This is a genomic window from Paracoccus salipaludis (assembly GCF_002287065.1).
GTDB classification, from domain to species: Bacteria; Pseudomonadota; Alphaproteobacteria; order Rhodobacterales; family Rhodobacteraceae; genus Paracoccus; species Paracoccus salipaludis.
This window is the reverse complement of sequence record NZ_NSJZ01000012.1, coordinates 40,741-64,359: the sequence shown is the minus strand read 5'-3', so window position 1 is coordinate 64,359 and position 23,619 is coordinate 40,741. Positions and strand designations below refer to the sequence as shown.

At 68.2% G+C, this 23,619-nt stretch carries 23 protein-coding genes; 17 read left to right on the top strand and 6 right to left on the bottom strand.

The genetic code is table 11. The annotated features are described in order from the left end of the window. The first annotated feature begins 1 nt into the window (after nt 1). The 6 genes from glnA to gap all read left to right on the top strand — a co-directional run bounded on the left by glnA (nt 2) and on the right by gap (nt 6,621). Nucleotides 2-1,417, top strand: coding sequence for a type I glutamate--ammonia ligase (gene glnA / locus CK240_RS12925; protein WP_095640749.1), 1,416 nt, complete (start codon nt 2-4; stop codon nt 1,415-1,417). A gap of 134 nt (nt 1,418-1,551) precedes the next feature. Next, nucleotides 1,552-2,721, top strand: coding sequence for a zinc-dependent alcohol dehydrogenase (locus CK240_RS12920; protein ID WP_095640748.1), 1,170 nt, complete (start codon nt 1,552-1,554; stop codon nt 2,719-2,721). Between the two features lie 103 nt (nt 2,722-2,824). Continuing rightward, nucleotides 2,825-4,132, top strand: a complete 1,308-nt coding sequence (gene purB / locus CK240_RS12915; RefSeq protein WP_095640747.1) for an adenylosuccinate lyase — start codon at nt 2,825-2,827, stop codon at nt 4,130-4,132. A 69-nt stretch (nt 4,133-4,201) separates the two neighbouring features. Continuing rightward, entirely contained in the window at nt 4,202-5,236 is a 1,035-nt protein-coding gene (locus CK240_RS12910) for a flagellar motor switch protein FliG (protein ID WP_095640746.1), read from the top strand. 113 nt (nt 5,237-5,349) lie between these two features. Then, nucleotides 5,350-5,493 (top strand): hypothetical protein, encoded by a 144-nt coding sequence (locus tag CK240_RS18720; RefSeq protein ID WP_167650046.1) that lies wholly within the window; start codon nt 5,350-5,352, stop codon nt 5,491-5,493. Nucleotides 5,494-5,601: 108 nt separating this feature from the next. Further along, nucleotides 5,602-6,621: a type I glyceraldehyde-3-phosphate dehydrogenase gene (gap, locus tag CK240_RS12905; protein WP_095640745.1), complete on the top strand. Its 1,020-nt coding sequence runs from the start codon at nt 5,602-5,604 to the stop codon at nt 6,619-6,621. Between the two features lie 116 nt (nt 6,622-6,737). Here gap and CK240_RS12900 read toward each other — a convergent pair whose 3' ends face one another. Beyond that, nucleotides 6,738-7,040, bottom strand: coding sequence for an antibiotic ABC transporter (locus tag CK240_RS12900; RefSeq protein ID WP_240517415.1), 303 nt, complete (start codon nt 7,038-7,040; stop codon nt 6,738-6,740). A 139-nt stretch (nt 7,041-7,179) separates the two neighbouring features. Here CK240_RS12900 and pyrC point away from each other — a divergent pair, with 139 nt between their 5' ends. The 7 genes from pyrC to CK240_RS12865 all read left to right on the top strand — a co-directional run bounded on the left by pyrC (nt 7,180) and on the right by CK240_RS12865 (nt 14,279). Continuing rightward, nucleotides 7,180-8,223 carry a dihydroorotase gene (pyrC, locus tag CK240_RS12895; RefSeq protein WP_095640744.1) on the top strand — a complete coding sequence of 348 codons (1,044 nt, stop codon included), beginning with the start codon at nt 7,180-7,182 and terminating at the stop codon, nt 8,221-8,223. Beyond that, complete coding sequence (locus CK240_RS12890; protein ID WP_095640743.1) at nt 8,220-8,888, top strand: orotate phosphoribosyltransferase; 669 nt, start codon at nt 8,220-8,222, stop codon at nt 8,886-8,888. The genes pyrC and CK240_RS12890 overlap by 4 nt, the downstream gene beginning before the upstream one ends. Nucleotides 8,889-9,027: 139 nt before the next feature. Continuing rightward, on the top strand, nt 9,028-10,521 hold the full coding sequence (locus CK240_RS12885; RefSeq protein ID WP_095640742.1) for a replicative DNA helicase: 1,494 nt from the start codon (nt 9,028-9,030) through the stop codon (nt 10,519-10,521). Continuing rightward, entirely contained in the window at nt 10,512-10,868 is a 357-nt protein-coding gene (locus CK240_RS12880) for a DMT family protein (RefSeq protein WP_095640741.1), read from the top strand. Before CK240_RS12885 ends, CK240_RS12880 begins: the two co-directional genes overlap by 10 nt. A gap of 98 nt (nt 10,869-10,966) precedes the next feature. Continuing rightward, entirely contained in the window at nt 10,967-12,364 is a 1,398-nt protein-coding gene (locus tag CK240_RS12875) for a helix-turn-helix domain-containing protein (protein ID WP_095640740.1), read from the top strand. A 192-nt stretch (nt 12,365-12,556) separates the two neighbouring features. Continuing rightward, nucleotides 12,557-13,792, top strand: coding sequence for a DUF5930 domain-containing protein (locus CK240_RS12870; RefSeq protein ID WP_095640739.1), 1,236 nt, complete (start codon nt 12,557-12,559; stop codon nt 13,790-13,792). After that, the gene (locus CK240_RS12865; protein ID WP_095640738.1) at nt 13,782-14,279 is read left to right on the top strand and encodes a bactofilin family protein; all 498 of its coding nucleotides are present in this window, start codon (nt 13,782-13,784) and stop codon (nt 14,277-14,279) included. Before CK240_RS12870 ends, CK240_RS12865 begins: the two co-directional genes overlap by 11 nt. Before the next feature lie 51 nt (nt 14,280-14,330). Here CK240_RS12865 and CK240_RS12860 read toward each other — a convergent pair whose 3' ends face one another. The 4 genes from CK240_RS12860 to CK240_RS12845 form a co-directional block, all read right to left on the bottom strand. Continuing rightward, nucleotides 14,331-15,287 (bottom strand): DUF2189 domain-containing protein, encoded by a 957-nt coding sequence (locus CK240_RS12860; protein ID WP_240517413.1) that lies wholly within the window; start codon nt 15,285-15,287, stop codon nt 14,331-14,333. After that, nucleotides 15,284-15,802, bottom strand: coding sequence for a pantetheine-phosphate adenylyltransferase (gene coaD / locus CK240_RS12855; RefSeq protein WP_095640737.1), 519 nt, complete (start codon nt 15,800-15,802; stop codon nt 15,284-15,286). Before coaD ends, CK240_RS12860 begins: the two co-directional genes overlap by 4 nt. Before the next feature lie 82 nt (nt 15,803-15,884). After that, complete coding sequence (locus CK240_RS12850; protein WP_095640736.1) at nt 15,885-16,325, bottom strand: CBS domain-containing protein; 441 nt, start codon at nt 16,323-16,325, stop codon at nt 15,885-15,887. A 55-nt stretch (nt 16,326-16,380) separates the two neighbouring features. Further along, entirely contained in the window at nt 16,381-17,277 is an 897-nt protein-coding gene (locus tag CK240_RS12845; protein WP_095640735.1) for a LysR family transcriptional regulator, read from the bottom strand. 96 nt (nt 17,278-17,373) lie between these two features. Between CK240_RS12845 and CK240_RS12840 the strand changes: the two genes are divergently transcribed. Next, nucleotides 17,374-18,873 (top strand): CoA-acylating methylmalonate-semialdehyde dehydrogenase, encoded by a 1,500-nt coding sequence (locus tag CK240_RS12840; protein WP_095640734.1) that lies wholly within the window; start codon nt 17,374-17,376, stop codon nt 18,871-18,873. A gap of 42 nt (nt 18,874-18,915) precedes the next feature. On the opposite strand, the gene CK240_RS12835 is transcribed toward CK240_RS12840, so the two are convergent. Then, on the bottom strand, nt 18,916-20,397 hold the full coding sequence (locus CK240_RS12835; RefSeq protein WP_095640733.1) for an NCS1 family nucleobase:cation symporter-1: 1,482 nt from the start codon (nt 20,395-20,397) through the stop codon (nt 18,916-18,918). A gap of 167 nt (nt 20,398-20,564) precedes the next feature. Between CK240_RS12835 and CK240_RS12830 the strand changes: the two genes are divergently transcribed. From CK240_RS12830 to mmsB, 3 genes are read left to right on the top strand one after another with little or no spacing between them, the layout of a single operon-like run. Then, on the top strand, nt 20,565-21,710 hold the full coding sequence (locus CK240_RS12830) for an acyl-CoA dehydrogenase family protein (protein WP_095640732.1): 1,146 nt from the start codon (nt 20,565-20,567) through the stop codon (nt 21,708-21,710). Next, a complete protein-coding gene (locus tag CK240_RS12825; RefSeq protein WP_095640731.1) occupies nt 21,710-22,717 on the top strand; it encodes an enoyl-CoA hydratase/isomerase family protein in 1,008 nt (335 codons plus the stop codon). The genes CK240_RS12830 and CK240_RS12825 overlap by 1 nt, the downstream gene beginning before the upstream one ends. Then, complete coding sequence (mmsB, locus tag CK240_RS12820; RefSeq protein ID WP_095640730.1) at nt 22,714-23,598, top strand: 3-hydroxyisobutyrate dehydrogenase; 885 nt, start codon at nt 22,714-22,716, stop codon at nt 23,596-23,598. The genes CK240_RS12825 and mmsB overlap by 4 nt, the downstream gene beginning before the upstream one ends. The last annotated feature ends 21 nt before the right edge of the window (nt 23,599-23,619 follow it).

Genomic DNA, 23,619 nt, shown 5'->3' with positions numbered 1-23,619 from the left:
TATGGCCACGAAAACGGTCGCAGAGGTCCTGAACCTCATCAAGTCGGAAGAGGTCGCCTATGTGGACGTCCGCTTCACCGACCCCAAGGGCAAGCTGCAGCACGTCACCCTGGACGTGGACCTAATCGACGATGACTGGTTCGAGGAAGGCTTCATGTTCGACGGCAGCTCGATCGCGGGCTGGAAGTCGATCGACCAGTCGGACATGAAGCTGATGCCCGACGTGACCTCGGCCTACCTGGACCCCTTCTACGCCGAGAAGACCCTGTGCATCCACTGCAACGTGGTCGAGCCGGACACCGGCGAGCCCTATGCCCGCGACCCGCGCGGCACCGCCGTCAAGGCCGAGGCCTACCTGAAGTCCTCGGGGATCGGTGACGCCTTCTACTGCGGCCCCGAGGCCGAGTTCTTCATCTTCGACGACGTCCGCTATGCCGTGACGCCGCAGAAGGTCAGCTTCCAGATCGATTCCCACGCGGCGGCCTGGAACACCGACACCGAATACGAGGCCGGCAACCAGGCCCATCGCGCGCCCTTCAAGGGCGGCTATTTCCCCGTCAACCCAATCGACGAGGGCCAGGACATCCGCTCCGAGATGCTGTCCACCATGAAGCGGATGGGCATCAGGGTGGACAAGCACCACCACGAGGTCGCCACGGGCCAGCACGAGCTGGGGATGATCTTCGGCAGCCTGGTCGAACAGGCCGACAACATCCAGAAATACAAGTACGTGATCCACAACGTGGCCCACGCCTACGGCAAGACCGTGACCTTCATGCCCAAGCCCATGAAGGGCGACAACGGCTCGGGGATGCACGTCAACATGTCGATCTGGAAGGACGGCAAGCCGCTGTTCGCCGGCGACCGCTATGCCGACCTGAGCCAGGAAGCCCTGTGGTTCATCGGCGGCATCCTCAAGCACGCCAAGGCGCTGAACGCGATCACCAACCCCTCGACCAACAGCTACAAGCGGCTGATCCCCGGCTTCGAGGCCCCGGTGCTGCGCGCCTATTCCGCCCGCAACCGCTCGGGCGCCGTCCGCATCCCGTGGACCGAGTCGCCGAAGGCCAAGCGCGTCGAGGCCCGCTTCCCCGATCCGTCCGCCAACCCCTATCTGGCCTTCGCGGCGCTGCTGATGGCGGGCCTGGACGGCATCCGCAACAAGATCGACCCCGGCCCGGCCTCGGACAAGGATCTCTACGACCTGCCGCCCGAGGAACTGGCCGAGATCCCGACCGTCTGCGGCAGCCTGCGCGAGGCGCTGGAGGAGCTGGAGAAGGACATGGACTTCCTGCTGCAGGGCGACGTCTTCACCCGCGACCAGCTGGACGCCTATATCCGGCTGAAGTGGGAAGAGGTCTACGCCTATGAGCACACCCCCCACCCCATCGAATACGCGATGTACTACAGCTGCTGATCCCCCCGGGCTCGGCCAGGAAGGGCGCCCCTCGTGGGCGCCCTTTTCGCATGGTCGAGGCCCGTGGCGCCGGACGCGGGCGGAACGCCCCGGCCCTTCGCGCCGTTTGGCTGGCACAACAGCTGGAGGCACATATGCGCGCGATCACCTTTCAGGGCACCGGCAAGGTTCAGGTGGACAATGTCGACGACCCGACCATCGAGGAGCCGGGCGACATCGTCCTGAAGGTCACCTCGACCGCGATCTGCGGGTCGGACCTGCATCTCTACGACGGCTTCATCCCCGAGATGCGCAAGGGCGATGTCCTTGGCCACGAGTTCATGGGCGAGATCGTCGCCGTCGGCTCGGGCGTGACCAAGTTCAAGACCGGCGACCGTGTGCTGGTGCCATTCAACATCGCCTGCGGACATTGCGCCTACTGCCGCATGGACGCCTTCTCGCTTTGCGACAACACCAACCCGGACCACGAGAAGGTCGAGCCGCTGTATGGCCAGTCGCCCGGCGGGATGTTCGGCTATTCGCACCTGTTCGGCGGCTACGCGGGCGGTCAGGCGGAATACGTGCGCGTGCCGCATGCCGACGTGGGGCTGGTCGCGGTCTCGGAAAGCCTTCCCGACGAGAAGGTGCTGTTTCTGACCGACATCTTCCCGACCGGCTACCAGGCGGTGGAACAGGTCGGCACCGGTCCCGGCGACATGGTCGCGGTCTGGGGCGCGGGTCCTGTGGGGCAGTTCGCCATCCGCTCGGCCTTCCTGCTGGGGGCCGAGCGGGTGTTCTCGCTCGACTTCGAGGAAGGGCGGCTGGAGCTTGCCCGCCAGGCGGGGGCCGAAACGATCAACCTGTCCAAGGAAGACAGCTATGAACGCCTGCTGGACCTGACCGGCGGCAAGCTGCCCAACCGCTGCATCGACGCAGTGGGGCTGGAAGCGCACGGCGCCTCGGTCATCGGCAACATCTACGACAAGGCCAAGACCGCGATGATGCTGGAATCCGACCGCCCGAACGCCCTGCGGGACGCGATCATGTGCTGCCGCAAGGGCGGCGCGGTCTCGATCCCGGGCGTTTATGCGGGCTTTGTCGACAAGTTCCCCATCGGCGCCGCCTTCGGCAAGGGCCTGATGATGCGCGGTGGCCAGACCAATACCCGCGCCTACATGGAGCGCCTGCTCAAGCGCATCGAGGCGGGCGAGATCGACCCCAGCACCATCATCAGCCACCGCGGCACGCTGGAAGACGGGCCGGAGTTCTACAGGAACTTCCGCGACAACCGCTCCGAGTTCACCAAATGCGTGATGACTCCCTGATCGACTGACGGGGGCCGGCCCGCGCGGCCGGCCCGATTCGGTTGCACTGCCGGCGCGGGGGGTTCTAAGAGGCGGGCGAACGCCACCCCACGGAAGGCCCGCCATGATCCCCCGCTATTCCCGCCCCGAGATGGTGGCCATCTGGTCGCCCGAAACCAAGTTCCGCATCTGGTACGAGATCGAGGCCCATGCCTGCGACGCCCAGGCCGACCTGGGCGTGATCCCGCGCGAGAATGCCGAGGCCGTGTGGAAGGCGAAGGACGTCGAATTCGACGTCGCCCGCATCGACGAGATCGAGGCCGTCACCAAGCACGACGTGATCGCCTTCCTGACGCACCTGGCCGAGCATATCGGCGCCGAGGAAGCCCGCTTCGTCCACCAGGGCATGACCTCGTCCGACGTGCTGGACACCACGCTGAACGTCCAGCTTGTGCGCGCCGCCGATATCCTGCTGGCCGACATGGACCGCGTCCTGGCCGCCCTGAAGACCCGCGCGTTCGAGCACAAGGACACTGTCCGCATCGGCCGCAGCCACGGCATTCATGCCGAGCCGACCACCATGGGCCTGACCTTCGCCCGCTTCTACGCCGAAATGGCGCGCGGCCGCGAGCGGCTGGAGCGCGCCCGCGAGGAAGTCGCCACCGGCGCGATCTCGGGCGCGGTCGGCACCTTCGCCAACATCGACCCGGCCGTCGAGGAACATGTCTGCCGCATGATGGGCCTGCGCCCCGAGCCGATCAGCACGCAGGTCATCCCCCGCGACCGCCACGCGATGTTCTTCGCCACGCTGGGCGTGATCGCCAGCTCGATCGAGAACATCGCCATCGAGATCCGCCACATGCAGCGGACCGAGGTGCTGGAGGCCGAGGAATATTTCTCGCCGGGCCAGAAGGGCTCGTCGGCCATGCCCCACAAGCGCAACCCGGTGCTGACGGAAAACCTGACGGGCCTTGCCCGCCTTGTCCGCATGGCCGTGGTCCCCGCGATGGAGAACGTGGCCCTCTGGCACGAACGCGACATCAGCCATTCCTCGGTCGAACGCGGCATCGGGCCGGACGCCACGATCACGCTGGACTTTGCCCTGAACCGGCTGGCGGGCGTGATCGAGAAGCTGGTGACCTACCCCGAGAACATGCTGAAGAACATGAACAAATTCAAGGGGCTGGTGATGTCCCAGCGCGTGCTGCTGGCGCTGACGCAGGCGGGCGTGTCGCGCGAGGACGCTTACCGCCTGGTCCAGCGCAATGCCATGAAGGTCTGGGAACAGGGCGCCGATTTCCGGCAGGAACTGCTGGCCGACCCCGAGGTGACGGCGACGCTGTCGCCCGCCGAAATCGAGGAAAAGTTCGACCTCGGCTATCACACGAAGCACGTCGACACGATCTTCCGCCGGGTCTTCGGCGCGGCGTGAGGCCGTTCACCGAAGATTAAGGCCGCTCTGGCAGGCTGTTCCCCAAGGGTTCGACTCAGGGGGGCGCGGATGCTCAGGGCGGCACCGGGGCTTTCGCCCCGGCAGAAGGCGGCGGTGGTGGTGCGCGTGATGCTGGCCGACGGGGCGGGGCTGGACCTGTCGCGCCTGCCGCCTGAGTTGCAGGCGCTGCTGGCGCAGGAAATGGCGGGGATGGAGCTGGTAGACCGCGACACCTGCGACGAAGTCATCGCCGAGTTCTGCGACATGATCGAGTCGGTGGGGGTGACCTTCCCCGGCTCGATCGACGGCACGCTGGATTTCTTGGGCGCGCACCTGTCCGCGGACACGACGAACCGGCTGCGCAGGCTCGCGGCCCTGAACGGCATCACGGACCCCTGGGACCGAATCGCCGCCATGCCACCCGCGCAACTGGCCGAGGTCGCGCGGACCGAGGCGGTCGAGGTCGCGGCGGTCATGTTCACCCGCCTGCCCGTCGCCCGCGCCTCCGAGGTTTTCGGGCTGCTGGACGCCGGTCTGGCGCGCCAGATCGCCTATGCGATGTCGCTGACCGCAGGGATCGAGGCCCCTGCCCTGCGCCGCATCGGCCTTGCCCTGATCCGCGCCATCGATGCCCGCCCCCAGCCCGCGATCGAGGGGCAGCCCGTCGAGAAGGTCGGCGCGATCCTGAACTTCGCCCCCGCCCTCACGCGCGACGCGGTGCTGACGGGACTGGATCAGGACGACGCCGATTTCGCCGGGCGGGTGCGCAAGACCATTTTCACCTGGGCCAACATCCCCCGCCGCATCGACCCCCGCGACGTCCCCCGCATCATGCGCGAGGTGGACGCGGTGACCATCACCCGCGCCCTGGCCGGGGCCGCCGGCGACAACGCCCCCACGGTCGGGTTCCTGCTGTCCGGCCTCAGTTCGCGCCTGGCCGACAGCATGCGTGAAGAAATGGAAACGATCGGCAAGGTCACCGCCAAGGACGCCGAAGAAGCGATGAACGCGGTCGTCGCCGCCATCCGGCGGATGGAGCAGGCGGGAGAGCTGTTCCTGCTGGTCGAGGAGGAGGAACTGGACAGCGCCGCGCCGGCCGGGTGACGGAGGGGCCGCAAGGCGCGCAGATGGCGCGGTGGGATGAAGCGCCGCCGTGCGCGGACTTGCACGCCGCGCGCGCCCGCGACTAAGAGAAGGCGCATCGTTCCGGGGCAGATATGACCAACAAGATCGCGCTCGTTCTGGCGCTGCTGATCGTCGGCCTTTTCGTGCTGGATGGCATGGTCCTGCACTGGGGCCTGCCGCTGCTGTTCGGCCGGCAGATGCTGCATTTCGTGGAATGGGTCAGCTTCTGGCGCTGAGCCTCCGCCGCAGCCCGGCCACGGAAACAATGCGCGCGGTCGCATGATTGCATTTCCCGGCCATTTTGGGCATTCCGTCCGCGCGCAGACAAGCGGTTGGAGGTATTCATGGCTGTCAAGGTAGCGATCAACGGCTTTGGCCGGATCGGACGGAACGTGTTGCGGGCGATCGTTGAATCGGGCCGCACCGATATCGAGGTGGTGGCCATCAACGACCTCGGGCCGGTGGAAACCAACGCGCACCTGCTGCGCTACGACTCGGTCCACGGCCGCTTCCCGGCGCAGGTGACGACCACCGCCGACAGCATCGACGTCGGCCGCGGCCCCATCCGCGTCACCGCCGAGCGTGACCCGGCCAAGCTGCCGTGGGGCGACGTGGACGTGGCGCTGGAATGCACCGGCATCTTCACCGACGGGCAGAAGGCCAAGATCCACCTGGAAAACGGCTCGAAGCGCGTGCTGGTCTCGGCCCCCGTGTCGGGCGAATGGTCCACTGACCGCGCGCTGAAGACGATCGTCTACGGCGTGAACCACGAAACGCTGGAATCCGGGGATCACGTCGTCTCGAACGCCTCCTGCACGACGAACTGCCTCGCGCCCGTGGCTTACGTCCTGAACGAGGCGGTGGGCATCACCCGCGGCTTCATGACCACGATCCACAGCTACACCGGCGACCAGCCGACGCTGGACACGATGCACAAGGATCTGTACCGCGCCCGCGCCGCGGCGCTGTCGATGATCCCGACCTCGACGGGTGCGGCCAAGGCCGTAGGCTTGGTGCTGCCGAACCTCAAGGGCAAGCTGGACGGCGTGTCGATCCGCGTGCCGACCCCGAACGTCTCGGTCGTGGACCTGGTGTTCGAAGCCGCCCGCGACACCTCGGTCGAGGAAATCAACGCCGCGATCAAGGAAGCCGCGAACGGCAAGCTCAAGGGCATCCTCGGCTACACCGAGGAGAAGCTGGTCTCGTCCGACTTCAACCACGACCCGCATTCCTCGGTCTTCCACATGGACCAGACCAAGGTGATGGAGGGCAAGCTGGTCCGCATCCTGTCCTGGTACGACAACGAGTGGGGCTTCTCGAACCGCATGTCGGACACCGCGGTCGCCATGGGCAAGCTGATCTGAGATCGCCCGCGGAATGAACGAAAGGCCCGGCAACTGCCGGGCCTTTTCATTGCGGCGGCCCCGGTCGTGGCGGCCGGCACGGCATCATCCCGGCGCGATGCGCCGGGGCCGGTGGCTCAGCCGCGCCCCAGCCGCTTGGCATTGGCGCGCGTCCGGCGCCCGTAAGGCTTCAGCGCCGCCGCGAGGATCTGGTCGGCACGCGCGCCGCGCGCGGCCGAACGGAACGCCGCGCTCATCGATTCCCGGCAGGCATCGGCCTTTTCGGTGACCATCAGCAGGTTCTCGTCCTTGCCATGCGGCAGCATCCCCAGCATCCCCGCCGTGCGCAGGGTCATGATGAACTGAGCCTCGATCCCCATGCGCATCATGTCTCCCCAAAGCCGCATCGAGGGCGCGTAGGGTGCGATCATCATATTCATCCGCGATATCCTTTCACGATAAACGTCGTGTCAGCCAGGATCACCCTGAACGGCGAAGGCTGCGCGCGGTTGCACGGACTGCAATCGGGCGCCGCCGGGCTTCTGGCTAACGCCATACGGTTCATTATAGATGCAGGCCATGGACAACTTCTTGCGACTGCGCCGTCCGGATGACTGGCATCTTCACCTGCGCGACCAGCAGATGCTGGCGGCCGTGGCCCCCTGGTCCGCCGGACTGGGGCGGGCGATCATCATGCCCAACCTCGTTCCTCCGGTGGTGACAGGGACGCATGCGGCAGAATACCGCGCCCGCATCCTGGCCGCACTGCCGGAAAACGCGACGTTGCGTCCCCTGATGACGCTGTATCTGACCGAGACCACCGATCCGGCCGACGTCCTGGCCGCCCACGGGGCCGGCATCATCGCGGCCGTCAAGCTGTATCCGGCGGGCGCGACCACCAACTCGGCCAGCGGCGTGCGCGACTTCGACCGCGTGCGCCCGGTGTTCGAGGCGATGGCCGAGGCGGGCATCCCGCTGTGCGTTCACGGCGAGGTGACGGACCCTTCCGTAGACATCTTCGACCGCGAGGCCGTCTTCATCGACCGCGTGCTGGACCCGATCCGCCGCGCGACGCCTGGCCTGCGCGTGGTGATGGAGCATGTGACGACAAAGGACGGCGTCGATTACGTCCGCGCCGGCGGCGACATCGGCGCCACGATCACGACGCACCACCTCGTCATCAACCGCAACCACATCCTCGCGGGGGGGATCCGGCCGCATTACTACTGCCTGCCGGTCGCCAAGCGCGAATCGCACCGGCTGGCGCTGGTCGAGGCCGCCACCTCGGGCGACCCGCGGTTCTTTTCCGGCACCGACAGCGCGCCGCACCCCGACCGGGCCAAGGAAAGCGCCTGCGGCTGCGCGGGCTGCTTCACCGCGCCGAACTGGCTGTCCATCTGCGCCAATGTCTTCGAGGAGGCGGATGCGCTGGACAGACTGGAAGGCTTCACCAGCCTGAACGGCCCCGCCTTCTACCGCCTGCCCCCCAACGCGGACCACATCCGCCTTGTCCGCCGCGACGAGCCCGCCGTCTTCCCCGACCGCATCGAGGCGGGGGGCGAGACTGTGACCGTCTTCGACCCCGGCTTTCCCCTGTTCTGGCATATCGAGACCGACGCATGACCCTGACCTTTCCCACGCGCGAGGAGATCGCCCGCCTTTCGGCCCGGATGCTGCTGGAGATCAGGGCCGTGCATTTCTCGGCCGAGCCCTTCACCTATGCCTCGGGGCTGAAGGGGCCGACCTACATCGACTGCCGCAAGCTGATCTCATACCCCCGCATCCGGGGCACGCTGATGGACTTCATGGCGGCGACCGTCTGCCGCGACGCGGGCTTCGAGGCCTTCGACAACATCGCGGGCGGCGAGACGGCGGGCATTCCCTTCGCGGCGCTGGTCGCGGAACGGCTGGGCCTGCCCATGACCTATGTCCGCAAGAAGCCCAAGGGCTACGGCCGCAACGCCCGGATCGAGGGCGAGATGCGCGAAGGCCAGCGCGTCCTGCTGGTCGAGGACCTGACGACCGACGGCGGGTCCAAGCTGTCCTTCGTGGATGCCATCCGGGAAACGGGGGCGAGTTGCGTCCATACGGCGGTGATCTTCTATTACGGGATCTTTCCCGAGACGACGCAGCGTCTGGGCGATCATGGTGTAACGCTGCATCACCTGTGCACGTGGTGGGACGTGCTGGAAGAAGCCAAAGCGCAGGGGTCCTTCGACCAGGCAACCCTTTCTGAAGTCGAGGCTTTCCTGAACGACCCGCGGGGGTGGCAGGCGGCTCATCCCTGATTGAACCACAGGGTTATCCACAGGTTCACCCCTTATCCACAGGCTTTCCACCGATCCGTCCCGCGCCCGCGCGGGGCGTGATCGTGGACCGCCGCGCCCGGGCGTGAGATAGTCGGCGCACCCGAGTCGAGGACATGAGATGAACGAGCTTCGCGCGCTCGCGCCCCGCCCCACGGCGGCCGCCGAGGAGTCCGATACCCCTTCAGTGCCCTTCTCGATCGAGGCCGAACAGCAGCTTCTGGGCGCGCTGCTGACCAACAACGACGTGTTCGACTCGATCACCCGCCTGATCCGGGCCGAGCATTTCTACGATCCCGTCCACCGCCGCATCTTCGAGCTGTGTTCCGAGCGCATCGTGCGGAACGCGCTGGCCAGCCCGGTGACGATCAAGGCCTTCATGGAACATGACGCGGGGCTCAAGGAACTGGGCGGCCCCGCCTATCTGGCGCGCCTCGCGGGCGCCGCCGTTTCCTCCTATGCCGCGCGCGACTATGCCCGGATGATCCGCGAATTCGCCCTGCGGCGCGAACTGATCGCGCTGGGGCAGGAAATCTCGGCCCGCGCCGCGACCGTCGCCATCGACGACGACGCCGAGGACCAGATCAAGACGGCCGAGCAGACGCTGTACAAGCTGGGTGAGCAGGGCGTGGCCGAGCGCGGCTTCCAGTCCTTCCTGCAGGCGGTGACGGGCGCCGTGGAAACCGCCAATGCCGCCTATCAGCGCGGCGGCAAGCTGTCGGGGATCTCGACCGGGCTGATCGACCTCGACGCCAAGCTGGGCGGCCTCAACAAGTCGGACCTGCTGATCCTGGCCGGGCGCCCCTCGATGGGAAAGACCTCGCTGGCCACCAACATCGCCTTCAACGTCGCCAAGGCGCACCGGATGGGCGACCTGCCCGACGGCAGCCGGGGCACGGTGGACGGCGGCGTCGTCGGCTTCTTCTCGCTGGAAATGTCGGCCGAGCAGTTGGCCGCGCGAATTCTCTCGGAAGCCGCCGAGGTGCCGAGCGAGCTGATCCGCCGGGGCGAGCTGTCCGAAGAGGAGTTCCGCCGCTTCGTGGAAGCCGCCCATGCGCTTCAGAACTGCCCGCTTTACATCGACGACACGCCCGCGCTGCCGATCAACCAGCTTGCCGCCCGCGCCCGCAAGCTGAAGCGGACCATGGGTCTTGACCTGCTGATCGTGGACTACCTGCAGCTTCTGCGCGCGGCCTCGGCCAAGGACAGCCGCGTCAACGAGGTGAGCGAGATCACCCAGGGGCTCAAGGCCATCGCCAAGGAGCTGAACATCCCGGTAATCGCTCTGTCGCAGCTGAGCCGCCAGGTCGAAAGCCGCGAGGACAAGCGCCCGCAGCTTTCCGACCTGCGCGAGTCCGGCTCGATCGAGCAGGACGCCGACATCGTGATGTTCGTCTTCCGCGAGGAATATTACCGCGAGCGCGAGAAGCCGTCCGACCACGACCTCGACAAGATGGCGGACTGGCAGAAGCTGATGGAGCAGGTCCACGGCAAGGCCGAGGTCATCATCGGCAAGCAGCGCCACGGGCCCATCGGCTCGGTGGAACTCAGCTTCGAGGGCCGCTTTACCCGCTTCGGCAACCTGGAACGGCACCACGTCCAGCAATGGGGCTGAGCCTGCCGGTCCCTGCCGTCACCATCGGCCTGCTGGTCGCGTCGAACCTGTTCATGACGCTGGCCTGGTACGGGCATCTCAAGTTCAAGACGGCGCCGCTGGTCACGGTGATCCTGGTCAGCTGGGGCATCGCCTTCTTCGAATATGTCCTGCAGGTGCCCGCGAACCGCATCGGCCACGGGCATTTCAGCGCGGCCCAGCTGAAGACCATCCAGGAGGTCATCAGCCTGACCGTCTTCGCGGGATTCTCGTGGCTCTATCTCGGCGAGCGGCTTGGCTGGCAGCACGCCGTCGGTTTCGGGCTGATCTGCGCGGGCGCCTGGTTCGTGTTCCACGACTGGGGCTGAAGGCCCGTGCATCGGATGCACGACCGATCTGAACGGCATCCTGCATTTTCGTTTGCAAAATTCTGATAGTTTTGCAAACGACGCGGCACGAGGAACCCATGGCCAGCCACAAGATCTATGCCGGGGCCTCGCTGCGCGAGACGCGCAACCGCCACGGCCTGACGCAGCGGGTCTTCGCCGACCGGCTGGGCGTCTCGCTGCCCTATCTCAGCCAGATGGAGAACAACCACCGCCCCGTTTCGGCGGGCGTGCTGCTGCGGCTCGCGTCCGAGTTCTCGGTGGACGTGGGCGCGCTGGCGGCGGGCGACGCGGACCGGATGGTGGTGGACCTGGCCGAGGCGCTGGCCGACCCGCTGTTCGACGACGCGCCCACGCTGGCCGACATGCGGCTGGCGGCGTCCAACACGCCGGGTCTGGTGCGGGCCTTCCTGGACCTCTACCGGGCCCACCGCGAGGGCCAGGACCGGCTGGCCGCGCTGGACGAGGCCATCGGCGCCACGGGGCAGAACGCGCTCACCTCGCCGTGGGAGGAGGTGCGCGACTTCTTCCATTACTGCGACAACTACATCGACGCCGTGGACCGCGCGGCCGAACGCTTCGCCTGCCCCGAGGGGCGGCGCGTGCCCCCGATGGAGCGGGCCGTGGCGGCGCTGGCCGAGCGCGGCATCGCGGTCCGCATCGCCGAGCTGCCGCCCGGCTCGGTCTTCCGGCGTGACGGCGAGGTGATCACGCTGAACGCGGCGGCGGACCCGGCGACGCAGGTCTTCCAGTTGCTGAACCTGGTTGCACGGGAAACGCGGGGCGAGCTTCTGGACGCGACGCTGGACCTCGCGCGCTTCCGCAGCCCCGCCGCACGCGACATCGCCCGGCTGGGGCTGGCGAACTATTTCGCCGGCGCGGCCCTGCTGCCTTACCGCAGCTTCCTTTCGGCGGCGCGGACGGAACGCCACGACCTCGAACGGCTCGCGCATCTCTTCGGCGCCTCGCTGGAACAGGTGGCGCACCGTCTGTCCACCCTGCAGCGGGCGGGGGAACGCGGCATTCCCTTCTTCTTCGTGCGCGTGGACCAGGCGGGCACGATCACCAAGCGCCATTCCGCCACCCGGCTGCAATTCGCCCGCTTCGGCGGCGCCTGCCCCCTGTGGAACGTCCACCGCGCCTTCGAGACTCCGGGCCAGTTCCTGCGCCAGCTGGCCCAAACGCCCGACGGGGTGCGCTACCTGTGCCTGTCGCGCGAGGTGGCCAAGCCCGGCGGGGCCTTCCGCGCGCCCGTGCGCCGCTTTGCCATCTGCCTTGGCTGCGAGATCGCCCACGCCCGCGACCTGACCTATGCCGACGATCTCGACGTCGCGAATCCCGCCGGCTACGAGCAGATCGGGGTCAGTTGCCGCATCTGCCCGCGCCGTGAGTGCCACCAGCGCTCGGTCCCGCCGATCGACCGCGAGGTGACGATCCCGGGCGACCGCACCGGCCCACTGCCCTACGCCATCGCCTGAGTCGGCAAGACCCTCCATCGTCGCAGCCGCGACCGTTGCGCGGAAAGGTTCCCACCCGCCCGCGCCGTTGGGCGAGGTTCCGCCGACCGGACTGCAAAGTTTTCCGCCAGCGTTGCGCCCTTGCCACGGTTTCCGCTAGCAAGCCGCAACCTCGAGGCGCTGCCCTCGGCCTCTCACGACTGGATAAACCCCATGACGCGATCGGCTTCTCTCCGTTCCGCAACCGATACTCCTGTGGCTGCGCCCCGGCGCCCGATGGTGCGCCGGGTCGGCACGGTGATGGTCTTCGGCTGGGCGGCGGTCGCCACCTCGATCCTGGCGCTGGACGCCACCGGGCCGCGCACCAGCGCCGCCGCCATGGAAGGCGGGCTTGCGCAGCTTGTCGCCGAGCGCGACGCCCGCGCGGCCGAGGCCACCGCCGCGCAGACGCGCTTCACCGCCGCACTGGACCAGATCTCGGCCATGCAGTCGCAACTGCTGGCCTCCGAGGAAAAGCGGCGCGAACTGGAAAGCGGGATCGGCGCGATCCAGGCCTCGCTGCACGACGCGCTGGCCGAGGCGCAGGACACGCGCCAGCAGCTTGCCGAGGCCCAGGCCCAGGTGTCGGGCGCCCTGCCCCGGGCCGCGCGCGCCGAGGAGATGTCGGCGGCGCTGGACGTCCTGTCCGGCGAACTGAAATCCGCCGCCGCCGAGCGCACCGCCGCCACCCTGCGCGCCGACCAGGCCGTCCGCACGGCCGAGGCGATGGCGGCCGAGCGCGACGCCATGATCGCCCGCAACGAGGAAATCTTCGCCCAGCTGGAGGAAGCCGTCGAGGCCTCGGTCAAGCCGCTGGACGAGATGTTCAAGCAGGTCGGCGTGGACAGCGAGGAACTGCTGGCCACCGTCCGCGAGGGCTATGAAGGCACCGGCGGTCCGCTGACCCCCATGGGCTATTCGTCGCGCGGCAACGCGGCGATCACCGAATCCGAGGCCCGCGCCAGCGAGGTCATGGTGTCCCTGGGCAAGGTCAAGGACTACAAGATCGCCATCAGCAAGCTGCCGCTGGCGATGCCGGTCAAGTCGGCCTTCCGCTTCACCTCGGGCTATGGCCAGCGCTGGGGCCGCGCGCACCAGGGCATCGACATGGCCGGGCCCGTCGGGACGCCGATCTTCGCCACCGGCGACGGCGTCGTGACCTATGCGGGCTGGCAGCGCGGTTATGGCAACCTGATCAAGATCCAGCACGAGCTGGGAACCGAGACGCGCTATGGCCACCTGTCCAAGATCCGGGTGAAAGTGGGGCAGAAAGTCTCGCGCAACAGCCTGATCGGTGATATGGGCAACACTGGCCGCTCGACCGGGCCGCATCTGCACTATGAGGTGCGTGTGGACGGGAAGGCCGTGAACCCCATGAGCTTCATCAAGGCCGCACAGAATGTTTTCTAAGACCCGCGTCACCGAACCCGGCCCCCGCGCCTACCCCCAGGACTCCGAAGTGAACCGGCCCGTGATGGATACCAAGCCCGACTTTCCCGCAGCCCCGCAGGCGATGCGTCCCCGTTCGGGTCCGTCGGTGCTGTCCAGCGACCTGACGGTCAAGGGCAACATCACCACCCAGGGCGACGCCCAGATCGAGGGCGTGGTGGAAGGCGACATCCGCGCCCACCAGCTGACGGTCGGCGAAAGCGCCACCATCCGCGGCGAGATCGTGGCCGACGAGATCATCGTGAACGGCCGCGTCGTGGGCCGCGTCCGGGGCCTCAAGGTGCGCCTGTCGGCCACCGCGCGGGTGGAAGGCGACATCGTCCACAAGACCATCGCCATTGAATCGGGCGCGCATTTCGAGGGCTCGGTCCAGCGTCAGGAAGACCCGCTGGGCAACGGCGTCACGCCGAAGCTGGCCCCACCTCAGCCGGTCGATCTGGACGACTGATCCTTCGGGAAGCGGTCACGGACGGGCGCCCCTGCGGCGCCCGCTTTCGTTTCAGCCCTCGTCGTCCTCGGGCGGCAGCAGGTGGCGGTACATGTGCCAGCTTGCGTGTCCGAGGACCGGCAGGGCGATGAACAGCCCCAAAAACAGCGGCGCGATCCCGGCGAACAGGATCAGCGCGATCACCAGCGCCCAGGCCAGCATCACCAGCGGGTTTGCGGTCACCGCGTCGAAGCTGGCGATGATGGCGCTGGCCAGGTCCACCTCGCGGTCGAGGATCAGGGGCAGGCCTCCCACGGTCATGCCGAACAGGGCGGCGGCAAAGCCCGCGCCGATCACCGTGCCCAGCGCCAGCATCGTCAGGCCGCGGCCCGTCAGCAGGATCTCGGGCGAGGTGGTGACGTTGGTCAGCGACTGGATGCCCATGAAGACCGCGAAGATGGTGTGGGCGACGAAGACCCAGAACATGAACATCAGCAGGATGGCCATGGCCATCGTGGGCACCTGCCGGTCCTTTTGCGCGAAGACCACGCCCAGCACGCCCGGCCAGTCCAGGGGCAGGCCGGACTCGATCCGGCGGCTGACCTCGTAAAGCCCCACGGCGGCGAAGGGGGCGATCAGCGGAAAGCCCACGACAAAGGGCATCAGCCACCATTCCTGCCCCGAGGCCGTGGCGACGGCGGTCAGCACCAGCCCGCCCAGCACGTAGAATGCGGCGAAGAACAGCCCGAAGCCGGGCGCGCGCTGGAAATCCGACCAGCCCGCGCGCAGCGAATCGGCGATCGCGTCGAAGCCGATCAGCGCGGGTTCGGGAATGGTGTCGGGCGTGATGTCGTCCCGCACCGAGCCGGGACGGTAGGGCGTCCCCCGCTCGTCATGCGCGGTCAGCCGCGTGAAGTTCTGCGACCGCCGCGCGGCGGGCTGCGGCCCGGGGTCGGGCGCCGGGTCGGGCATGGGCGGCCGGGTGGGGTCGGGGATCGGCCGGGGCCTCGGGACGCCTGGATCGCTCATCCCGCCCTCCTTTCGCCGGGAGCTGCGGCATAGCGGGCGCGCAGCGCCTGGTTCACGGCGGGGGTCACGAACTTGGACACGTCGCCGCCCAGCCGCGCGATCTCCTTGACCAGCTTCGAGGCGATGGCCTGCCGGCGCGCGTCGGCCATCAGGAAGACGGTTTCCACGCTGGCGTCCAGCGCGCGGTTCATGCCGACCATCTGGAATTCATACTCGAAGTCGGCCACCGCCCGCAGGCCGCGCACGATGACGCTGGCGCCCACGTCGCGGGCGCAGTCGATCAGCAGGTTCTCGAATGGATGGACCACGATCTCGACCCCGCGGCCCTGGCCGATGGCGTCGCATTCCGCGTGAACCATGGCCACGCGTTCCTCCAGCGAGAACAGCGGGCCCTTGTCGCGGTTGATAGCGACGCCGATCACAAGCCGGTCCACGAGGGTCGCGGCGCGCTGGATGATGTCCACGTGGCCCAGCGTGATCGGGTCGAAGGTGCCAGGGTAAAGGCCGATCCGCATGGGTCTGCTCCGTTCACGGTTCCGTCATGACGGAAGCCGAAAACCCGAGGCCATGCAAGCGCCGCGATGCAATCGCACGGGCTCAGTTGCCCATGATCATGCCGGTCAGCGCCTCCTTTTCGGCGCTCAGTTCCTTGAGCCGCCCGAACACCACGTCCCCGATGGACACGACCCCCAGCATCTCGCCCTTGTCGTTCACCACCGGCAGGTGGCGGAAGCGCCCCTGGGTCATCCGCTCCAGCACCTCGAGCGCGTCGTCGGCGCAGACGCAGGTGCTGACCTTGCTGGTCATCATGTCGCTGGCCTTGCGGTCGAGCACCTCGGCCCCGGACCGGCCCAGCTCGCGCACGATGTCGCGTTCCGACAGGATCCCCTCGGCGCGGCGTCCGTCCGAGGACACGACCACCGCCCCGATGCGGCGTTCCGACAGCAGGCGCGCCGCCTCGGCGACCGTGGTGTCGGGCCGGATCGTCACGATCTCGTCCGGGCCGGACTTCATGGCGAGGATCTGCTTCACGATCATGGCGGGGCACCTTCGCATTGGGTTCAATCCAGCGTTGCCGCGACGGATCGTTTCGTCAACCCTGCGCATCGACCAGCGCCTCGAGCCGCGCCACCTCGCGGCGCAGGCCCAGCGCCACCGCCTCGGCCAGCCGGTTCAGCCGGGCCGAGCGCCGGTCGTCGGCCGGGCGCAGCAGCCAGAAGGACCGGGTCAGCGCGACCTGGTCGGCCAGCACGCGCCGGACGCCCGGCGCGAAGGGAATGGCGAAGTCGTGGACGATCCCCAGGCCCGCCCCGGCCCGGATCGCCTGCATCTGCACGCTGACCGAATTCGAGGACAGCGCCGCATGGTCCGCCCCCGTTTCAGACAGGTAGTCGAGCTCGCGGTCGAAGATCATCTCGGGGATATAGCCGATCATCCGGTGCCCCTTCAGGTCGGCGCGGCCCCGGATCGGCGGGTGGCGGTCCAGATAGTCGGCATGGCCCGCAAGGTGCAGCTGGTAGTCCGCGATCTTCTGGATCGCCGCCCGGCCCGTCTGGGGGCGGCTGACGGCGATGGCCATGTCCGCCTCGCGCCGGGAAAGGTTGAAGACGCGCGGCAGGGCGACGATCTGGATCTCCAGCCCCGGATGCTCGTCCATCAGCCGGGCGGCAAGCTGCGGCATCAGGTAGTTGGCGCAGCCGTCGGGCGCGCCGATGCGCAACTGCCCCGTCAGCCCCCCTTGGGTGAGGGCCTCGGCCGCCGCCTGCGCCGCCACCTCGGCGGCCTCGGCATGGGGGACCAGCGCCGCGCCCTCGGGCGTCACCGCATAGCCCTGCGGCGTCTTGGCGAACAGCACCCGGCCCAGCGCGGTTTCCAGCCGCGCCACGCGCCGCCCCACGGTCGAGGCGTCCATCCCCAGCCTGCGGCCCGCGCGCGACAGCGATTCCTCGCGCGCGACGGCCAGGAAGATGCGCAGGTCGTCCCAGTCCATGCCTGCATTCCTGCAAAACGGTTTGGCCGCATCGTCGCTTTACGCCTGCGTTTGCGCAAGGGTAGGTTTCCGCCCGAAATCAGGGGAGAGCCTATCATGCGCGCCATTCACCACTGGATCGACGGCAAGGAAGCGCCCGGCACGTCCGGCCGCACCGCCGATGTCTTCAACCCCGCGACCGGCGAGGTCCAGGCCAAGGTCGATCTGGCCACGAAGTCCGAGATGGACGCCGCCATCGAGCGCGCGGCCGAGGCGCAGGTGAAATGGGGCGCCACCAACCCCCAGCGCCGCGCCCGCGTGATGATGGAGATGGTGCGGCTGCTGAACCGCGACATGGACAAGATGGCCGAGATGCTGTCGTCCGAGCACGGCAAGACCTTCCCCGACGCCAAGGGCGACATCCAGCGGGGCCTCGAGGTCATCGAGTTCTCGATCGGCGCGCCGCACCTGCTGAAGGGCGAGTTCATCGACGGCGCCGGACCCGGCATCGACATGTATTCCATGCGCCAGCCGCTGGGCGTCGTGGCCGCGATCACGCCCTTCAACTTCCCGGCCATGATCCCGCTGTGGAAGCTGGGCCCGGCGCTGGCATCCGGCAACGCGGTGATCCTGAAGCCGTCCGAGCGCGACCCGTCCGTGCCGAACATGATCGCGGCGCTGTTCAAGGAAGCGGGCCTGCCGGACGGCGTGCTGCAGGTCGTCCACGGCGACAAGGAAGCGGTGGACGCGATCCTCGACAGCGAGATCATCCAGGCGGTGGGCTTCGTCGGCTCGACCCCGATCGCGCAGTACATCTATGAGCGCGCGGCCCAGACCGGCAAGCGCGCCCAGTGCTTCGGCGGCGCCAAGAACCACATGATCATCATGCCCGATGCCGACCTGGACCAGGCGGCGGACGCGCTGGTCGGCGCGGGCTACGGGGCCGCGGGCGAGCGCTGCATGGCGATCTCGGTCGCGGTGCCGGTGGGCGAGGAAACCGCCGACCGCCTGATCGAGAAGCTGGTGCCCCGCATCGAGAAGCTGAAGGTCGGTCCCTGGACCGCCGGAAACGACATCGACTATGGCCCCGTGGTGACGAAGGCCGCCAAGGAGAACATCCTGCGGCTGGTGGAACGCGGCGTGGAACAGGGCGCGGAACTGGTCGTGGACGGCCGGGACTTCAGCCTTCAGGGCTACGAGAACGGCTTCTTCGTCGGCCCGCACCTGTTCGACCGCGTGACGCCCGACATGGACATCTACAGGACCGAGATCTTCGGGCCGGTCCTCTCCACCGTCCGCGCCGCGTCCTACGAGGAAGCCCTGAAGCTGGCGATGGACCACGAATACGGCAACGGCACCGCGATCTTCACCCGCGACGGCGATGCCGCCCGCGACTTCGCCAGCCGCTGCAACATCGGCATGGTGGGCATCAACGTGCCGATCCCGGTGCCGCTGGCCTATTTCACCTTCGGCGGCTGGAAGAAGTCGGGCTTCGGCGACCTGAACCAGCACGGGCCGGACGCCTTCCGCTTCTACACCCGGACCAAGACGGTGACCGCGCGCTGGCCCTCGGGCATCAAGGAAGGTGCGGCCTTCAACTTCAAGGCCATGGACTGAACGACGCGGGGCGCCCCCGATCGGGGGCGCCCCTGCCCTGCCCTAGTGCCGGGCGGCGCCGGCAGGCGTGACGCCCGGGACGCCGTCCGACCAGACCGGATCGCCCCGGCGCATCAGCCAATAGCTCGCCCCGCCGATCAGCACCCCGAAGAACCAGCCGTAAAGCCCCCACCAGGACGGCAGCAGCGTCGTGAAGGTCGGCAGGATCGAGCTGAACACCATGCCCACGAACAGCGCCACGAAAGCCTTGCCGTGAAAGCCGCCGTTGAACCGGAACTCGCCCCCCTCGCGGTAAAGATCGGGCACGTTCAGCTGCGTGCGCCGGATCAGGTAGTAGTCCACCATCATGATCCCGAAGATCGGCCCCATGGTCGAGCCGATGAAGTTCACGAAGCGCGTGGCCCCCGTTTCCCAGGGCGCCCAGGGGTAAAGCACCAGCGCGATCCCGGCGGCGATCAGCCCGCCCCTCTTGAAGTCGATGGCGCGCGGCGCGGCGTTGGAAAAGTCGAAGGCGGCCGAGACGAAGTTCGCCACCACGTTGATCCCCAGCGTCGCCACCACGAAGGTCAGCGCGGCCAGCAGGGCCAGGAACCAGCTGTCGAACTTGGCGCTGATCTGGTCGGGATGCAGCAGCACCTCGCCATAGACATGGAAAGCCGCGGTGGTCGTCACGCCCGCCACAAGGCAGAAGGCCAGCAGGTTCACCGGCAGCCCCCACAGGTTGCCGATCCTGAGCGAGCGTTCCGAGGTCGCATAGCGCGAGAAGTCGCAGAAGTTCAGGTAAAGCGCCGCGAAATAGGTGATCCAGGTCGCGGCCACCGCCATCAGCGTGGGCAGGCTGCCCGGCGGGGTGGAAATGCCCGCGTCCCGCGTCGCCTCGACCAGCACGTCGCGGGGGATTTCCTCGCCGAAGCTGAAGCGGCCGGATTTCACGACAAGGTAGACGGCCAGCACCAGCATCATCAGCCAGACGGCCGGTCCCGCCCAGTCCTGGAAGCGGCGCACCGTCTCCATCCCGCGCTGGATGATCAGAAGCTGCGCGGCCCAGACCAGCAGGTAGCAGATCACTTCCAGCGTGGAATGGCCCAGCAGCTGGCTGGACTGGTGGAATTCCAGCATCGCGGGCGAGCGGATCATCAGCGCGACCAGCGCCCCCGAGGCCGCGGCGGTCTGCGCGCCGTACCAGAAGCAGGCGACGAGGCCCCGGATCAGCGCGGGGATGTTCGCGCCGAAGGTGCCGAAGGACGCCCGCGCCAGCACCGGAAAGGGCACGCCGGTCCTGACGCCGGCGACGCCCACCAGCGTCATCAGCCAGTAGATGACCAGCGAGCCCGCCCCGATCGCCAGCAGGAAGTTCCAGAAGTTGCCGCACAGCAGGAAGAGGCTGGCGGCAAGGTAGTAGCCCCACAGCGAATGGACGTCCGAGGTCCAGACGTTGAAGATCGAGAAGGCGCCCCAGCGCCGTTCCTGCGCCGGGGCGAGATCCTCGTTGTAAAGCGAGGGCGAGGGATTGGTGACATGCATGGGAAATCCGCTTGTGCATGGTTGCGACGGACGCAGCCTGCGCCTGCCGCGCGCGCCTGTCCAATGTCCTTGCGCGCCGCTGGCCTTTCGGCCGCGCGCCCTGCAATAGTTGTGCAACACTGCGCCCTTGGGCGCAAAAACCGATCAGAAAGGCGATGGGAGGTCGCATGGATTTCGCACTGACCGAGGAACAGCAGGCCATCTTCGACATGGCGCGCGATTTCGGGGCCGAGCATATCGCGCCCCATTCGCGCGAATGGGAGGCCGCGGGGACCATCCCCAAGGACCTGTGGCCGCGCATTGCCGAGCTGGGCTTCGGGGGGCTTTACGTGTCCGAGGAATACGGCGGCTCGGGGCTGACGCGGCTGGACGCCACGCTGGTCTTCGAGGCGCTGGCGATGGCCGACCCGGCGGTGGGATCGTTCCTGTCGATCCACAACATGTGCGGCGGCATGATCGACAAGTTCGGCAAGCCCGAGGACAAGGAACGCTGGCTGCCCGACCTGTGCAGCATGGCGAAGGTGTTCTCCTACTGCCTGACCGAGCCCGGCTCGGGATCCGACGCCGCCGCGCTGCGGACGCGGGCCGAGCGCACCAACGAGGGCTGGAAGCTGAACGGCACCAAGGCCTTCATCTCGGGCGGCAGCTATTCTGACGCCTATGTCTGCATGGTCCGCACCGGAGAGGACGGGCCGAAGGGCATTTCCACCGTCGTGGTCGAGGACGGGGCTCCGGGGCTGTCCTTCGGCGCGCTGGAACACAAGATGGGCTGGCAGGCGCAGCCGACGACGCAGGTGCAGTTCGACGACTGCCTTGTTCCTTCCGAGAACCTGCTGGGCGAGGAAGGGCGCGGCTTCGCCTATGCCATGGCGGGGCTTGACGGCGGGCGGCTGAACATCGCGGCGGGCGCGCTGGGCGGGGCGCAGGCGGCGCTGGACCGGACGCTGGTCTACATGGGCGAGCGGAAGGCCTTCGGGAAGTCGCTCGACCAGTTCCAGGCGCTGCAGTTCCGGCTGGCCGAGTTCGAGGTGGCGCTGCAATCCGCGCGGACCTTCCTGCGGCAGGCGGCGTGGAAGCTGGACAACAAGGCGCCGGACGCGACCAAGTTCTGCGCCATGGCGAAGATGTACGTGACCGACCGCGCCTTCGAGGTCGCGAACGGCTGCCTGCAACTGCACGGGGGCTATGGCTACCTGGCCGATTACGGCGTGGAAAAGATCGTGCGCGACCTGCGCGTGCACCAGATCCTGGAAGGCACCAACGAGATCATGCGGCTGATCGTCAGCCGCGCCCTGCTGGCGGAGCGTGGCTGATGGACGACCTGAACATCCGCCGCGACCGCCACGCCGGCCGCATCACCCTGACGCGCCCCAGGGCGCTGAACGCGCTGACCCACGAGATGGCGAACGCGATCAAGGCCGCGCTGGACGGCTGGCGCGACGATCCGGCCGTCCGGCTGGTCATCATCGACGCCGAGGGCGACCGCGCCTTCTGCGCGGGCGGCGACATCGCGGCGGTCTATCACGGCGGCCGCGCGGGCGACCACGGGATCGGGCAGCGCTTCTTTGCGGACGAATACCGCATGAACGCCGCGATCAGGGACTATCCCAAGCCGGTCGTCGCCTTCATGCAGGGCTTCGTCATGGGGGGCGGCGTCGGCATCGGCGGCCATGCCAGCCATCGGGTCGTGGGCGACACGACGCAGGTGGCGATGCCCGAATCGGGGATCGGGCTGATCCCCGACGTGGGCGGCACCTGGCTTCTGGCCCGCGCGCCGGGGCGGATCGGGGAATACCTCGGCCTGACGGGCGCGCGCATGGGCGCAGGCGACGCGATCCACGCGGGCTTCGCCGACATCTACCTGCCCGAGGCGGAATGGGACGCCGAGAAGGACAGGCTGGCCGAAACGGGCGACGCCTCGGCCCTGCGTCGGCAGGCCCCGCCCCCTGCCGCGCTGGAAAGCCGCGACCTGTCGGCCTTCGGCGGCCGCACGGTCGAGGAGATCGTGGCCGCGCTGGAACATGCGGGCGACGACGAGGCGCTGAAGCCGATCCGGCGGAACTCGCCCCTGTCCATGGCGGCGACCCTGACGATGGTGCGGGCCGCGCGCGGCGACCTGCGGATGCACGAGTCGCTGTCGCGCGAATACCGCTTCACCCATCGCGCGACGGCGGACGGCGATTTCCTGGAAGGCGTGCGGGCGCAGATCATCGACAAGGACCGCAACCCGGCATGGAACTCGGCTTCCGACCGGGCCAAGGTGGACGCCATGCTGGCCGACCTGGGGCCGGCCGAACTGACGTGGGAGGATGACGCATGAAGGTCGGATTCATTGGCCTCGGCAACATGGGCGGGCCGATGGCCCGCAACCTGGCGACCGCGGGCCACGAGGTCTCGGGCTTCGACGTGGCGGCTCCCGATGTCGAGGGCGTGACCCCGGCGCTGAGCGCGGCCGAGGCCGCCCGCGACGCCGACGTGGTCATCACCATGCTGCCGAACGGTTCCATCCTGCGCAGCGTGGCCGACCAGGTGATCCCGGCGATGAAGCCGGGGGCGGTGCTTTGCGACTGCTCGACGGTGGACGTGGACAGCGCCCGTGCGGTGGCGGAACAGGCGGGGGCGGCAGGCCTGGGGGCGCTGGACGCCCCCGTTTCGGGCGGCGTCGGCGGGGCCGCGGCCGGCACGCTGACCTTCATGGTCGGCGGCACGGCCGAGGCCTTCGCGAAGGTGAAGCCCTTGTTCGACATCATGGGCCAAAAGGCGGTCCATTGCGGCGATTCGGGCGCGGGACAGGCGGCCAAGATCTGCAACAACATGATCCTGGGCGTGACGATGATCGCCACCTGCGAGGCCTTCGCGCTGGCCGACAAGCTGGGGCTGGACCGGCAGAAGATGTTCGACGTGGTGTCCACCTCGTCGGGCTACAGCTGGTCGATGAACGCCTATTGCCCCGCGCCGGGCGTGGGCCCCGTCTCGCCCGCCGACAACGGCTATCGCCCGGGCTTCGCGGCCGAGCTGATGCTGAAGGACCTGCGCCTGTCCCAGCAGGCGGCGGACAGCGCGGATGCCGACACGCCCATGGGCGAACTCGCGACCCGGCTTTACACCGAGTTCGTCGAACGCGAGGACGGCAAGGGGCGTGACTTTTCTGCCATGCTGCCGAGGCTTGCGGCGCGGGGACGGCCGGCGGGGACGGCCTGAGCGAACCCATGGCGGTGACCG

What these genes read in the sequence shown, in the direction of transcription:
- glnA (WP_095640749.1), top strand. Translation starts at nt 2, where the DNA reads ATGGCCACGAAAACGGTCGCAGAGGTCCTGAACCTCATCAAGTCGGAA.
- CK240_RS12920 (WP_095640748.1), top strand. Translation starts at nt 1,552, where the DNA reads ATGCGCGCGATCACCTTTCAGGGCACCGGCAAGGTTCAGGTGGACAAT.
- purB (WP_095640747.1), top strand. Translation starts at nt 2,825, where the DNA reads ATGATCCCCCGCTATTCCCGCCCCGAGATGGTGGCCATCTGGTCGCCC.
- CK240_RS12910 (WP_095640746.1), top strand. Translation starts at nt 4,202, where the DNA reads ATGCTCAGGGCGGCACCGGGGCTTTCGCCCCGGCAGAAGGCGGCGGTG.
- CK240_RS18720 (WP_167650046.1), top strand. Translation starts at nt 5,350, where the DNA reads ATGACCAACAAGATCGCGCTCGTTCTGGCGCTGCTGATCGTCGGCCTT.
- gap (WP_095640745.1), top strand. Translation starts at nt 5,602, where the DNA reads ATGGCTGTCAAGGTAGCGATCAACGGCTTTGGCCGGATCGGACGGAAC.
- CK240_RS12900 (WP_240517415.1), bottom strand. Translation starts at nt 7,040, where the DNA reads ATGAATATGATGATCGCACCCTACGCGCCCTCGATGCGGCTTTGGGGA.
- pyrC (WP_095640744.1), top strand. Translation starts at nt 7,180, where the DNA reads ATGGACAACTTCTTGCGACTGCGCCGTCCGGATGACTGGCATCTTCAC.
- CK240_RS12890 (WP_095640743.1), top strand. Translation starts at nt 8,220, where the DNA reads ATGACCCTGACCTTTCCCACGCGCGAGGAGATCGCCCGCCTTTCGGCC.
- CK240_RS12885 (WP_095640742.1), top strand. Translation starts at nt 9,028, where the DNA reads ATGAACGAGCTTCGCGCGCTCGCGCCCCGCCCCACGGCGGCCGCCGAG.
- CK240_RS12880 (WP_095640741.1), top strand. Translation starts at nt 10,512, where the DNA reads ATGGGGCTGAGCCTGCCGGTCCCTGCCGTCACCATCGGCCTGCTGGTC.
- CK240_RS12875 (WP_095640740.1), top strand. Translation starts at nt 10,967, where the DNA reads ATGGCCAGCCACAAGATCTATGCCGGGGCCTCGCTGCGCGAGACGCGC.
- CK240_RS12870 (WP_095640739.1), top strand. Translation starts at nt 12,557, where the DNA reads ATGACGCGATCGGCTTCTCTCCGTTCCGCAACCGATACTCCTGTGGCT.
- CK240_RS12865 (WP_095640738.1), top strand. Translation starts at nt 13,782, where the DNA reads ATGTTTTCTAAGACCCGCGTCACCGAACCCGGCCCCCGCGCCTACCCC.
- CK240_RS12860 (WP_240517413.1), bottom strand. Translation starts at nt 15,287, where the DNA reads ATGAGCGATCCAGGCGTCCCGAGGCCCCGGCCGATCCCCGACCCCACC.
- coaD (WP_095640737.1), bottom strand. Translation starts at nt 15,802, where the DNA reads ATGCGGATCGGCCTTTACCCTGGCACCTTCGACCCGATCACGCTGGGC.
- CK240_RS12850 (WP_095640736.1), bottom strand. Translation starts at nt 16,325, where the DNA reads ATGATCGTGAAGCAGATCCTCGCCATGAAGTCCGGCCCGGACGAGATC.
- CK240_RS12845 (WP_095640735.1), bottom strand. Translation starts at nt 17,277, where the DNA reads ATGGACTGGGACGACCTGCGCATCTTCCTGGCCGTCGCGCGCGAGGAA.
- CK240_RS12840 (WP_095640734.1), top strand. Translation starts at nt 17,374, where the DNA reads ATGCGCGCCATTCACCACTGGATCGACGGCAAGGAAGCGCCCGGCACG.
- CK240_RS12835 (WP_095640733.1), bottom strand. Translation starts at nt 20,397, where the DNA reads ATGCATGTCACCAATCCCTCGCCCTCGCTTTACAACGAGGATCTCGCC.
- CK240_RS12830 (WP_095640732.1), top strand. Translation starts at nt 20,565, where the DNA reads ATGGATTTCGCACTGACCGAGGAACAGCAGGCCATCTTCGACATGGCG.
- CK240_RS12825 (WP_095640731.1), top strand. Translation starts at nt 21,710, where the DNA reads ATGGACGACCTGAACATCCGCCGCGACCGCCACGCCGGCCGCATCACC.
- mmsB (WP_095640730.1), top strand. Translation starts at nt 22,714, where the DNA reads ATGAAGGTCGGATTCATTGGCCTCGGCAACATGGGCGGGCCGATGGCC.